Origin of the sequence: Micromonospora sp. NPDC048835 (assembly GCF_040649995.1) — a bacterium.
Taxonomy (GTDB): Bacteria; Actinomycetota; Actinomycetes; order Mycobacteriales; family Micromonosporaceae; genus Micromonospora.
In genome coordinates this window covers 45,591-58,356 of record NZ_JBEZGM010000010.1, presented here as the reverse complement: position 1 = coordinate 58,356, position 12,766 = coordinate 45,591, and the positions used below count along the sequence as shown (strand labels likewise).

8 protein-coding genes are annotated in these 12,766 nt (G+C 73.3%); 3 read left to right on the top strand and 5 right to left on the bottom strand.

Annotated elements, in window-relative coordinates; genetic code table 11:
* Window positions 1-291: 291 nt before the first annotated feature.
* The 3 genes from AB0C15_RS14375 to AB0C15_RS14365 all read right to left on the bottom strand — a co-directional run bounded on the left by AB0C15_RS14375 (window position 292) and on the right by AB0C15_RS14365 (window position 5,003).
* The gene (locus AB0C15_RS14375; protein WP_357351840.1) at window positions 292-1,872 is read right to left on the bottom strand and encodes a metallophosphoesterase; all 1,581 of its coding nucleotides are present in this window, start codon (window positions 1,870-1,872) and stop codon (window positions 292-294) included.
* Window positions 1,873-1,931: 59 nt separating this feature from the next.
* Entirely contained in the window at window positions 1,932-3,104 is a 1,173-nt protein-coding gene (locus AB0C15_RS14370; protein ID WP_357351838.1) for a PQQ-dependent sugar dehydrogenase, read from the bottom strand.
* Window positions 3,105-3,185: 81 nt separating this feature from the next.
* Complete coding sequence (locus tag AB0C15_RS14365; RefSeq protein WP_357351836.1) at window positions 3,186-5,003, bottom strand: SpoIIE family protein phosphatase; 1,818 nt, start codon at window positions 5,001-5,003, stop codon at window positions 3,186-3,188.
* Between the two features lie 177 nt (window positions 5,004-5,180).
* Here AB0C15_RS14365 and AB0C15_RS14360 point away from each other — a divergent pair, with 177 nt between their 5' ends.
* A complete protein-coding gene (locus AB0C15_RS14360; protein ID WP_357351834.1) occupies window positions 5,181-6,107 on the top strand; it encodes a 2-hydroxyacid dehydrogenase in 927 nt (308 codons plus the stop codon).
* Here AB0C15_RS14360 and AB0C15_RS14355 read toward each other — a convergent pair.
* Entirely contained in the window at window positions 6,101-6,493 is a 393-nt protein-coding gene (locus AB0C15_RS14355) for a PH domain-containing protein (protein WP_357351832.1), read from the bottom strand. The two genes, AB0C15_RS14360 and AB0C15_RS14355, sit on opposite strands and share 7 nt — an antisense overlap.
* A 231-nt stretch (window positions 6,494-6,724) precedes the next feature.
* Between AB0C15_RS14355 and AB0C15_RS14350 the strand changes: the two genes are divergently transcribed.
* Entirely contained in the window at window positions 6,725-9,082 is a 2,358-nt protein-coding gene (locus AB0C15_RS14350) for an EAL domain-containing protein (protein ID WP_357351830.1), read from the top strand.
* A 6-nt stretch (window positions 9,083-9,088) separates the two neighbouring features.
* Here AB0C15_RS14350 and AB0C15_RS14345 read toward each other — a convergent pair whose 3' ends face one another.
* A complete protein-coding gene (locus AB0C15_RS14345) occupies window positions 9,089-10,108 on the bottom strand; it encodes a LacI family DNA-binding transcriptional regulator (protein WP_357351828.1) in 1,020 nt (339 codons plus the stop codon).
* A gap of 112 nt (window positions 10,109-10,220) precedes the next feature.
* On the opposite strand from AB0C15_RS14345, the gene AB0C15_RS14340 reads away from it, so the two are divergent.
* Window positions 10,221-12,692: a glycoside hydrolase family 2 protein gene (locus AB0C15_RS14340; RefSeq protein WP_357351826.1), complete on the top strand. Its 2,472-nt coding sequence runs from the start codon at window positions 10,221-10,223 to the stop codon at window positions 12,690-12,692.
* Window positions 12,693-12,766: the final 74 nt, after the last annotated feature.

The following is a 12,766-nucleotide window of genomic DNA, read 5'->3' as shown; positions in this document are numbered from 1 at the left end:
CTGAGTGAGTTTGCGCAGGGAGAGCGCGTTCGCAACTCACTGTGATGGCAGCCGTCAACAACGCCACCACAATTCGTCCTTTGCTCTGCTGCCGCCGATGCACCATCGGGGTTGACCAGCGCGGACAGGTCGTCTTCACGACGGCGTGAACGTGGCCAGGCGCACCGACAGTGACTGGTGCAGATTGGGCGGCAGAGCAAAGGGGGCGAGGGGGGTGGTTGGGGGTTGCTGTCTGTCTACTTTCCGTCGCATTCGAGGGGCGGCAGTCGCCCCCTGCGGCCTCGCGTCGGCTCAGCCGGTCGGCGTCGGCGTGGGCGTGGGCGTGGGCGTGGCGGAGACACCTGCGGTCGGGTTTTCCACCAGGCGGCGTTCCAGGTTGACCTGGGCCTGACCGGTGCCGCCGACGGTGATGGTGTCGTACGCCTGGAGCAGCTTCTGCTGGTCGAAGTAGAGCACGCTCATGGAGAGCGGGGTGGGCTTCTCGCCCTCCAGGCCGCGCAGCCCGGCGCCGCCGGTGGAGCCCTCCACCATCAGCGTGGTGGGCTGCTGACCGGGTGCCTCGGGCAGCTTGGAGACCTGCCGGGAGTGGGTGTGCCCGGCCAGCACCAGCGGGCAGGTGCCGGAGAGCGGCCCGGCCGACGCCGGGTCGTGCACCAGGGCGATGTTCACCGGTCGCGGTGAGCTGCGCACCGTCGCGGCGAGCTGATTGCCGGCCCCGATCACCTGGTCGGCAACCTGCTGGGTCAACCCGCTGCCGGCGGGTGAGGTGTTCTTGTCCGGGGTGAAGCGCGGGTCGCCGATGCCGGCGATGGTCAGCCCGGCGACGGTCGTCGTCGTGTTGTTCAGCACGATCGCGTTCGGCTGGCGGGCCACCGCGGCGGCGGTCTTGCCGGAGTCGTGGTTGCCCCGGATGAAGACGTACGGCTTCTTCAGCAGGCCGATCGAGGCCACGAAGGAGGCCTCCGGCTCACTGCCCCAGTCGGTGATGTCCCCGGTGTCGATCACCACGTCGATGCCGAACTGCTCGACGACCGTCCGGATCAGTTGCCAGCCGGTCGGGTTGAGGTGCATGTCGGAGACGTGCAGCACCCGCGTGGTGCCCGGGGTCGGCTCCAACAGCGGAAGTGCCGACACGGTGGTGTAGAGCTGGCTGACGTTGCCGACCAGGCGCTGCAACTGCTCCGCGTACTTGGTGTAGTCGTTGGCGATCCGGCGCGCGTCACCGACGATTGCCGGCGCGTTGACCAGCAGCCCCTCGTAGCGCGGTTCCTCGATGGCCTGCGGGCGGAGGGTGGCCGCCGCTGTGCCGAGGCTGCCGGCGGTGACCAGCAGCGCCAACCCTCCCGCCCAGGCGGTGCGCCGGACGTTGCGGAAGATCAGGCCGGCCAGGACCAGGGTGACGAGCACCGACGCGCCGAGGGTACGCAGGCCGAGGCGCATCACCCCGGAACGGACGTCCTCCACGGCGCTCTGGCTGGCCCGGCTGATGCTCGCCGGGTCGTCGATGAGCGCCTCGGTGCGCCCCTGGTCGAGCGCGCCCAGCCGGACGGTGAGGTGGGTGGGCCCGTTGTGGCTGTCGAGCAGCAGCGCGCCGAGCGGCGGGATGTCGACGGTGGTGCCGCCGTCGCGGGCGGGGGAGATGCTGAGGTTCGCCCGGAACGGGCCGATGTCGGTGCTCACCCGGCCGCCGGCCAGCACCCCGAGGACCGCCCCGGCCAGGGCCACGGTGAGGACGGCGACGATGATCCCGAGGCGGCGCAGTGGGCCGGCGGCAGCGACCCGCCAACCCGTCGGGCGCGGCTGGTCGTCACCGGTCACCGGGTCGTCCCGGTCCTCGGCGTCGTCGTGCCGCTCGCCGCGTTGCCCATCCATGGTGAAAGTCTGACCTGCCCGTCCAGAGATCTTGGCAAACCTGAACGGATGGTGACGAATCAGCTGCGCCCGCCGTCACCGCCCGCGAAGACCACCCGGAGGAGTCGGTCGTCGTCGCCCGCCGGGTTGCCCCGCCCGTCGTGGTTCGACGTGCTGACCCAGAGCGACCCGTCCGGTGCGGCGGCCACCGCCCGCAGCCGACCGTAGCGGTTGGTGAGCAGCTCACTGGGCTGGCCGAGCAGCGTGCCGGTGTCGGTCAGCTCCATCACCCAGAGGCGCTTGCCGCGCAGGCAGCCGGTGACCAGCAGCCGGTCCGTGGCGGCCAGACCGGAGCAGGACGCGTCCGACGTCGCCCACTGCACGATCGGGTCGGTGAACCGCTTGTCACGGGCCTGGCCCTCGACCTCCGGCCAGCCGTAGTTGCCGCCCTTGGTGATCTGGTTGATCTCGTCCCAGGTGTTCTGGCCGAACTCGACGGCGTACATCCGCTTCGCGGCGTCCCAGGCGAAACCCTGCACGTTGCGGTGCCCGAGGGACCAGACCGGGGAGTTGGGGTACGGGTTGCCGGCGGCCGGCTTGCCGTCGGGGGTGATCCGGAGGATCTTGCCGCCGAGGCTCTTCACGTCCTGGGAGAGGGGGCGCTGACCGGCGTCGCCGGTGCTGACGTAGAGCTGCTTGTCCGGGCCGAAGCCCAGCCCACCGCCGTTGTGCACGTTGGCCTTGGGGATGCCGGTGAGGATCGGGGTGACCTGCCCGCCGAGCTGCAACCGGGCGACCCGGTTGTCCCGCTCGGCGGTGTAGTAGACGAAGACCGACCGGTCCCGGGCGTAGTCGGGGGAGACCGCGATGCCGAGCAGGCCACCCTCGCCTGCCGCCGCCACGTCCGGGATCGTCTGCACCGGGCGGACCCGCAGCCCGTCCGGCCCGGATTCCGGACCGACCTGCAGGATCCGGCCGTTGTCCCGTTCGGTGACCAGCGCGCCGCCGTCCGGCAGGAAGGCGATGGCCCAGGGCACCCGCAGACCCTTGGCGAGCACTGTCGCCACCGCCTGCTGGCCGGCACCGCCGGGGCTCGCCGGCGCGGACGGGGTGGGCAGGTTCGGCGGTTCGCCGGCCGGGTCGGGGTCCGGCTCGCCGAAGCTGCAACCGGCGGTGAACAGCAGCGCCGCGCAGGACGCCGCGAGGACCACCCGGAGGCGGCGGACGCGAGGGTACGGGGGACGGGCTCTCACCCGGCCCAGGGTAGCCCGCGAAACGGCCGCGCCGGGCCCGTCGAGATCCAACGGGTGCCGACGACCCGTCGGGCGCACCGGTCAGCGCGCCCGTACGGCCAGCAGCGCGGTGTCGTCCTCCCGGTGCGGGACCGGGTCGAGCAGCATGTCGCACAGCTCGTCCAGGGGCAGCGTGTCGGTGCCGGTCAGGCGGGCCGCCAGCTCGGCCAACCCGTCGTCGATGGAACGGTCCCGCCGTTCGATCAGCCCGTCGGTGTAGAGCAGCAGCGTGTCGCCGGTGGCCAGGCTTGTCGACCGGCTCGTCCGCGTCGTCGGCCGGAGCAGGCCGAGCAGCGGCTCCGGCGTCGCCTCGAGAGCCTCGACCGCCCCGCCGACGCGGATCACCAGGGCCGCCGGGTGCCCGGCGTTGGCCCAGGTCACCGCGTGCACCCCGGCGCGCGGCGGACGGATCCGGACCAGCGTCGCGGTGGCTGCGGTCGCCAGTCGCAGGCCGCGGATCGCGTCGTCCAGGTTGCGCAGCAGCGCCCCGACGTCGTCCGGCCGGCTGAAGGCGTTGCCGCGCACCAGATTGCGCAGCTGACCCATGGTCGCCGCCGCCTCGATGTCGTGCCCGGCCACGTCCCCGATGGCGGCGATCACGTCGCCGTCGGGCTGCACGAAGGCGTCGTACCAGTCACCGCCCACCTGCACCCGGTCGGCCGCCGGCTGGTAGCGGGCCGTCAGCTCCAACCGGGCCACCACCGGCAGCCGCGGCAGCATGCTGTGTTGCAGGACCTCGGCGACGTGACGCTGCTCGCCGTACATCGAGCTGTTGCCGACGGCCTGACCGGCCCGGCGGCCGATGTCGACAGCGGTGAGCAGGTCGCGGTCGTCGAACGGCTGACGCTGGGCGCCGTTGACGAGCGTGATCGCCCCCAGCACCGTGCCGCCCACGCCGCGCACCGGCACGCTCAGGTAGGAGGCGATGCCCAGCCGGTCCGCGATCACCGTCATCTCCGGGTTGGTGGTGCCCTTCGTCACGTCGGCCAGGGATGCCACGCTGCCGAGTTGGGGTCGACCGGTCCGGAGCACCGACCGGATGACCGACTCGGCGCTCAGCCCGGTGCGCAGCAACTGGCCGAACCGCTCGATGTCCGCCGTACGGGCCGGATCCCGGTGCACCGAGACCACCTCGCGGGCCTGGCCGGTCGGCGAGACGAGGGTGAGCAGGCACCAGTCGGCGAGCAGCGGCACCATGGCGGCGGCGAGCCGGCGCAGTGTGGTCGCCACGTCCAGGGTGCCGGCCAGCGTCTCACTCACCCCGGCCAGCAGCTCCAGCCGCTGGTGTGCCTGCACCGCCCGCCGCTGCGCCTCCTGTGCGCCGTCGAGCGCGATCCGCAGTCGCAGCTCCGACGAGCAGGCGGCGGCCAGGTCGGCCAGGGTGCGTAGCTGTGCGGTGGTCCACGCCCGGGGTTTGTTGTCGATGGCGCAGAGCGAGCCGAGCACGCGGCCGGAGAGGTCGGTCAGTGGCATCCCGGCGTACGCGACCACCCCGAGGTCGTCGATGGCCAGGTTGTCCCGGACCCGGGGGTAGAGCCGGGCGTCCGGCAGCACCATCGGTGCCTCGATGTCCACCACGTGCTGACAGAACGAGTGGCTCAGCGGGGTCTGCCGGCGTTGCGACCACGGCTCCGGCAACCCGACCGCGCCCGGAAAGAACTGCCGGTCGGCGGAGACCAGGGAGACCAGGGCGACCGGCACGTCCAGCAGGTCGCCGACCAGTCGGGCGAAGCGGTCGAGCGCCTCGTCCGGGGTGGCGTCCAGCCCGGTGTCGGCGAGCGCGCGCAACCGCTGCGGATCGCCGAGCGCCGCGGGCGGGGCGATCGAACGCCGGTTGGTGGCGGGGGAGCCGTCGGTCATCGTGCACCTGTCTGCCGAGCGGAGGCGGACGGGGCCTCCGACCCTTCCTTAATACCTCGCGCGGGCCCGGGCCGAACCTCCGTGTGCTGAGTCTCGCCCGCCCCGGCCCCGTGCGCCATAGCCGGGGGCCAGGGTTCGCCGCCGTGCCCGCACCGGCGAAGACTACTGTCGGCGTACGTGAAGGTATGGATTCCGCACCAGGCCGGTCTGAACCTCCTGGGCGAGCTGCCCCCGGACGTGCGCGTGGAGGTCTTCGAGCACGCCGACCGGATGCCGTCCGACCCGGCCGGGGTCCGCTTCTGGGTGCCACCGTTCCTCGGCAACTCGGACTCGACGGCGCTCGCGGGCGACCTGCCCGACCTGGCGGTGGTGCAGTTGCTCTCCGCCGGGGCCGACGCCTGGGCCGGTCGTACGCCCGAGGGTGTCACGCTCTGCGACGCCCGGGGCGTGCACGACCCCTCCACCGCCGAGTGGGTGGTCACCGCGATCCTCACCCAACTGCGGGCGTTCCCGGCGTTCGTCCGGGCGCAGGCCGAGCGGCGGTGGGCGTACGCGGAGCACACCCCGACCGACGAGCTGACCGGCAAGCGGGTGCTCATCGTCGGGGCCGGCTCGATCGGCGCCGCCGTGCGCGACCGGCTCGCCCCGTTCGACGTGAGTTTCACCCTGGTGGCGAGGACGGCCCGCCCGGAGCAGGGGGTGCACGCCGTCGAGGAGTTGCCGCGGCTGCTGCCCGAGGCGGACGTGGTGGTGGTGATCGTGCCGCTCACCGATCGGACGCGTGGCCTGATCGACGAGAAGTTCCTGGCCGCGATGCCGGACGGGGCGCTGTTGGTAAACGCCGCCCGAGGGCCGGTGGCGCACACCGACGCGCTCGTCGCGGAGCTGGGCACGGGCCGGATCTCGGCCGCGTTGGACGTCACCGACCCGGAGCCGCTGCCCGCCGACTCCCCGCTGTGGGCCATGCCGAACGTGCTGCTCACCCCGCACGTCGGCGGGTCGGTGCGCGGGTTGTTGCCGCGGGCCTACCGGCTGGTCGGCGATCAGGTCCGCCGGTTCGCCACCGGGCAACCGCTGATCAACACGGTGGTCGACGGCTACTGACCTGGCGCGTCAGCCGAAGCGTCCGGCAGTGTCTGGCCGGTCGCCGCGACCAGCTGGGGCAGGTCCGCCCCCCGCACGGCCGGCAGGGTGACCTGGCTGCCGTCGTCGAGCCGGGCGACCGCGCGCCCCCGCTGGTCGGTGGTCAGCTCGAGGACCCGGCCCCAGTCGATCCGACGTTGCCCGGCCAACGCCCGGATCCGCAGCTCCCGTGCGTCGGCGTCGGTGCCGGCCCGCCAGGCCCACACCGCGACGGCGAGCGGGACGAGCAGCACCGGCAGCAGGTAGGCCCGGGCGTTCGCCAGCGGCAGGGCGCCGAAGAAGGCGATGATCGCGGCCACCAGGATGGCTTGGTTGTACCGGAAGCGGACCGTGTCGGGCTTACTCACCCTCCGATGATCCCACTCCCGGTCGTTTCGGCTCGCGGCGGGCGGTGCCGACAGCGCGCGGTTCGCCGTACAGTGACAGCCGTACAGTGACACCTGTCGTTGTATCCCCTGAGTGACCGCCAAGTAACCATTTCGGCAGTTCATCGTTGCCACTCGTGGGTAGCGGACTCGCAACGTCCGATGTCCCGCACCGCCGCACCGCCCCCGTGCCCCCTCACGAAGGCGACCGCCGTGCTTCTCGCGTACCCGTTCCGCGTTCTCGTCCCCCGTCGTGCGGCACCCGAGGCCGCCACCTCCCTGGCGGTCGCGCTGCTCCTCCTCGCCGGTGCCGCCGAGCTGGTGCCGATCCCGGTGGTGATCGCGCTGACCGCCGGTGCCGGCGCCACCCTCGGCGGGCTGCGACTCTCCCGGCTCGCCACCCGTCGTGGCACCGACCCGGCACCGCTTGCGCCGGCTCTGCTGCTCGACGCGGCGGTGGTGGCCGCCGGTCTCACCGCCGTCGCGCTGTCCCTGACCGGCGTCGGGCACACCTTCGCCGTGCTGATCGGGTCGCTGGTCGTGGCGGCCCTCGCGACGGCCGGCCTGCATCGGCTTCCCGGCCGCTCGCGGGCGGCGGCCCCGGTCCGGTTGCGCGTGCTTGTCGAGGCGACCGGCCCGGCCGTCGGTCTGGCCCTCGCCGGCTGGCTGCTGCTGCCCCCGGACGGCCTGCCGGCCCCCGTCCGGCTCGTCGCCGCGTTGACGCTCGGCGGCTTGGGCATGGCTGCGCTGAACGCGCTCGCGGGGCCGGCGCGGCGCTCGGGTGCGGCGGTGTGCCGGGGCGGCGTCCTGCTCACCCTCGGCGGGTTGGTGCTGCTGGCCACGGTGCCGTCCGCGCCGACCGGGCGGGTGGCCCTGCTGGCCGTACCCCCGTTGGTGTGGGGGATGTTGCTCGTCGCGGTCGGCGCGGCGGACGCGGTGAACGAGGTGGAGCCGGCGGAGCCGGTCGCCGCGGCCTGGCCCCGCGCGGTACTTCCCGCGGCGGTGCTGCTGCTGGCGTCGGGTCTGCACCTGGGCGCCGGCCGCGCACCGGACCGGACGAGCGTGCTGCTGGCCCTGGCAGCGGTCCCGCCGCTGGTGCTGCGGGAGCTGCTGCGCGGGGGCGACGTGCCCACGTCCGGTCGGCGGGCCGCGCATCGCCGACCGACAGGTCGGTCCCTGCGGCACCGCCGGGCGGCCTCGGCACGCTGGCTGGGCCCGCCGCAGCCCGATCGGGGCGCCCCGGAGGGAGCGGCCATCGGGGTGGGCTCGGCCTGGTCGCCCGACCACACCCCGGCATGGGCGGGGCTCGACCGGCGATCCGCGGTGGCGGCGGGCGGCACCCCCGGCGACCGGGCTGCCCTGCTGGACGCGTTGGCCGTGATCGGCGACGTTCCCGCGCCGGCCGGCGCGCTGCTGCTCGTGGACCTGCACGGCACCGAGGGGGTCGGTCCGACGGCCCGGGAGGACGTGCTGGCCGAGGCGGTGCACCGGGCCCGCGCGGTCATCGCCCAAGGTGACCTGGTCACCGGGTGCACGGGTAACAGCTTCGCGGTGGTCACCACTGCCGGTCCGGTGTTGGCGTACGCGCTGGGCACCCGACTGTTGAGCGCGCTCAGCCCGCCCTACCGGCTGGCTGGCGCGATGCTGCGGGTGCAGACGAGCATCGGGTTGGCCGAGGTGAGCGGCGTCGGGCCGGCCGACGTGCTCCGGCAGGCCGAGTTGGCCCGGCGGCGCGCCGTGCAGCTTGGTCGGGACCGGGTGGAGTGGTACGACGCGTTCCTGGAGGAGCAGTTGGTGCGCCGCCTCGACCTGGAGCGTGAGCTGCCCGGCGCGGTGGCGCGTGGCGAGCTCGACCTCGTCTACCAGCCGGTGGTCGACCTGGCCGACGGGCAGCCGGTGGGCGCGGAGGCGTTGCTGCGCTGGCGTAGCCCGGTGCTCGGCACGGTGCTCCCGGCCGAGTTGCTGCCGGTCGCCGAGGACCTGGACCTGGTCGGCGAGTTGGAGTGGTGGGTGCTGGACCGGTCCTGCCGGCAGTTGTCCAACTGGACGGCGGGCGTCCGGGAGCTGTGGATGGCGGTGAACGTCACGACCCGGGAGCTGACCACTCCCGACTTCGTCCAGCGGCTCGCTGCCGTGCTTGCCGCGTACGGGGTGCCGCCGGAGCGGCTGGTGGTGGAGGTGAGCGAGCCGAGGGTCGCCGTCGACCTGCCGACCGTGGTGGCGCGGCTGGCCGGGCTCCGGTCGCTCGGCGTACGTACCGCGTTGGATGACTTCCGGGCCGAGCACGCCTCGCTGGCCCAGCTTCGCCGCCTGCCGATCGACCTGCTCAAGGTGGGTCCGGAGTTGGTGGGCGCACGGCCGGACGGGCAGCCGCCGCTGATCGACGTGGTGGTCAACGTGGGCGAGCGGCTGGGCGTCGAGATCGTCGCCGAGGAGTTGGAGGCGTCGACCCAGGTCGAGGGGGCCCGTCGGGGCGGTTGCCGGTACGGGCAGGGGTTCGCGCTGGCCCGCCCGGCGACGGCCGAGCGGGTGGAGGCGTACTTCGAGGAGTTCCCCTCCGCGTCTCGCTGAACCGGTTCATCTGCTGCGGGGCGGTGCCGTGCTGCCGCGCGGCGTGAGGTGCGGCGTCTCGTCCTGCACCCGGCCGGGCACCTGCCCGTCGACGACGGCGAGCAGGTGCCGGGCGGCGTGCGCGCCGTACGCCGCGATGTCCCGGCCCAGCGCGGTCAGCGGCGGGTGCACCAGGCGGCACAGCGGCGAGTCGTCCCAGGCCACGATGGACAGGTCGCCGGGGACGGTCAGCCCCATCTCCTGGGCCACGGAGAGCCCGGCGATGGCCATCACGTCGTTGTCGTATATCACCGCGGTGGGCCGGGTGGCCGAGCTGAGCAACCGGCGGGTGGCTCGGCCGCCCTCCTCGCCGGTGTAGTCGGACCAGACGGTGACCGCGTCGACCAGGCCGAGCCGCTCGCTGATCGCCGCGAAGGCGTCGGTGCGGATCTCGGTGTGCCGCAGGTCGGGCAGGCCGGCGACGCGGGCGATCCGGCGGTGCCCGAGCGCGACCAGATACTCCACCGCCTCGGTCAGCGCGGCGGCGTCGTCGGACCAGAGACTCGCCAGCTCACCGGTGCCGCCGGGGCCGCCGATCACCACCGCCGGCAGGTGCAGCTGTTCGAGTGCCGGGATGCGACGGTCGTCGGTGCGTAGGTCGCAGACGAGCACGCCGTCCACCCGTCGTTCACCCCACCAGCGCCGGTAGACCGCGATCTCGGCGTCCGGGTCGGCCACCACCTGGAGGGTCAGCGCGTACGAGCGGGCCGAGAGTTCGGCCTCGACACCACTGATCAGCGCCATGAAGAACGGCTCGACGCCGAGGGTCCGGGCCGGACGGCACAGGGCCAGGCCGACCGCACCGGCGGTGGCGGCGGAGAGGGCTCGGGCGGCGCTGCTGCGGCTGAACCCGATCTCGGTGGCGATGGCCAGGATGCGCTGCCGGGTGGCCTCGGAGACGCCGGGCTGCCCGTTGAGCGCGTACGACACGGCGCCCTTGGAGACCCCGGCGCGTCGGGCGACGTCGGCGATTGTCGGCCGCTTCACCGGCGTGCTCCTTCGCTCGCTGGCCGTTGACAGCCCGAATTTGCGAACCGTACGGTGGCTCAGCTTATCCGGTTCAGTTGGCATCTTTCGATGCAGAAGGTGCGGTGACATCGTGAGCCGACAGGCACTCTACGACGGTTGGACCCTGCGGGCGGCCCCCGGAGCGCAGGTGCCCGAGGAGATCACCGACCGGTCCGTGCCGGCGACCGTGCCGGGCTGCGTGCACACCGACCTGCTCGACGCCGGGCTGATCGACGACCCCTACCTCGACGACAACGAGCTGTCGGTGGCCTGGATCGGGCGCACCGACTGGGTCTACCGGACCACAGTCGTCCACCGGCCGGGCGACGACGACCGCCTCGACCTCGTCTGCGCCGGCCTGGACACCGTCGCCACGATCACCCTCAACGGTGTCGAGGTCGGCCGCACCGCGAACATGCACCGTGGCTACCGGTTCGACGTCCGACCGCTGCTGCGCGACGGCGACAACGACCTGACGGTGCGGTTCGACTCCGCGTACCGCTACGCCGAGGCACAGCAGGAGCGGCTCGGCGACCGGCCGAACGCCTACCCGGAGCCGTTCCACTTCATTCGCAAGATGGCCTGCAACTTCGGCTGGGACTGGGGGCCGACCCTGGTCACCGCCGGCATCTGGCAGGAGATCAGCCTGCACGCCTGGTCGACGGCGAGGCTTGCCACCGTCCGTCCACTCGCCACCCTCGACGGTCACGACGGCCGCGTCGAGGTGCACGTCGACATCGAGCGGGTCACGGACGTCCCGCTGACCGTCCGCGCCGCCGTGGCCGACGCCCGCGCCGAGGTGGTGGTCCCCGCCGGGCAGCGCACGGCCGTGCTCACCCTCACCGTCCGCGAGCCCGCGCTGTGGTGGCCCCGGGGGTACGGCGAGCAGGCGCGCCACCCGATCGAGGTGACCCTGCACGCACCCGACGGCGACACGCTGGACAGGTGGACGCACCGGATCGGCTTCCGCTCGGTACGGCTGGACACCACGCCCGACGAACACGGCACCCCGTTCTCGTTGTCGGTGAACGGCGTGCCGGTGTTCGTCCGCGGGGTCAACTGGATCCCGGACGACGCGTTCCCCACCCGGATCACCCGGGCCCGGCTGGCCGAGCGGTTCGACCAGGCAGCCGCCGCCAACGTCAACCTGCTGCGGGTCTGGGGCGGCGGCCGGTACGAGTCGGCGGACTTCTACGACCTCGCCGACGAGCGGGGGTTCCTCGTCCAACAGGACTTCCTCTTCGCCTGCGCCGCGTACCCGGAGGAGGAGCCGTTCGGCGCCGAGGTGGCAGCCGAGGCCGCCGAGCAGGTGACCCGGCTGGCGCCGTACCCGTCGCTGGTGCTCTGGACCGGCAACAACGAGAACATCTGGGGCTGGCACGACTGGGACTGGCAGGCGGCCCTCGCCGGGCGCACCTGGGGGCGCGGCTACTACCTCGACGTGCTGCCCCGGATCGTCGGCGAGCTGGACCCGACCCGCCCGTACTGGCCGGGCAGCCCGTGGTCGGGCAGCGAGGCGATCCACCCCAACGACCCGGCGCACGGCACCACCCACATCTGGGACGTGTGGAACACCGACGACTACACAAAATACCGGGAGTACGTTCCGCGCTTCGTCGCCGAGTTCGGCTACCAGGCCCCACCGGCGTACGCCACGCTGCGGCGGGCGCTGAGCGACGAACCCCTGGCGCACGACTCACCGGGCATGGCGCACCACCAGAAGGCGACAGGCGGTGACGCCAAGCTCCAGCGCGGCCTCGACGCGCACCTGCCCACCCCGGCGAACTTCGACGACTGGCACTACCTGACGCAGCTCAACCAGGCCCGGGCGATCCAGCTCGGCGTGGAGCACTTCCGTTCCCACCGGGACGTCTGCGCGGGCACCATCGTCTGGCAGCTCAACGACTGCTGGCCGGTGACCTCCTGGTCGGCCGTCGACGGCGACGGCCGCCGCAAACCCCTGTGGTACGCGCTGCGCCACGCCTACGCCGACCGGCTCCTCACTGTGCAGCCCCGCAACGGTGGTCTGACGCTCGTCGCGGTCAACGAGACCGCCGAGGCGTGGACCGGGCCAGCGGCGGTCACCCGGTTCACCCTCACCGGGGAGCCGAGGGCGAAGACCTCGGTCGACCTCGACGTCCCGGCGTACTCCTCGGTGGTGCTGGCGCTGCCGGCGGACCTGGCGCGACCGGACGAGGGCCGCCGGGAGTTGCTCGTCGCGGAGGCCGGTGCCACCGCGCAGCGGGCCCTGTGGTTCTTCGCCGGGGACCGGGAGGTCGACTGGCCGGCGGCGGCCTGGGACGCGACGGTCGAGCCGGTCGACGGCGGGCAGCGGGTCCGGGTGACGGCCCGCACGGTGCTGCGCGACCTGACGCTCTTCCCGGACCGCCTGGACCCGTCGGCGTCCGTCGACAAAGCCCTGGTCACCCTGCTGCCGGGCGAGTCGACGACGTTCACCGTGCAGGCTCCCGGGCCGCTGGACCCGGCCGCCCTCGTGGCCCGCCCGGTCCTGCGCTGCGTCAACGACCTGACGTCCCATGATCGTGCTCGAACATGGAAGTAGTGGCCTCCCCGGCGTAGGAGGCCACTACTTCATGGATCGAGCACGATCATCACACCCGGAGGCGCGGGCGGCGG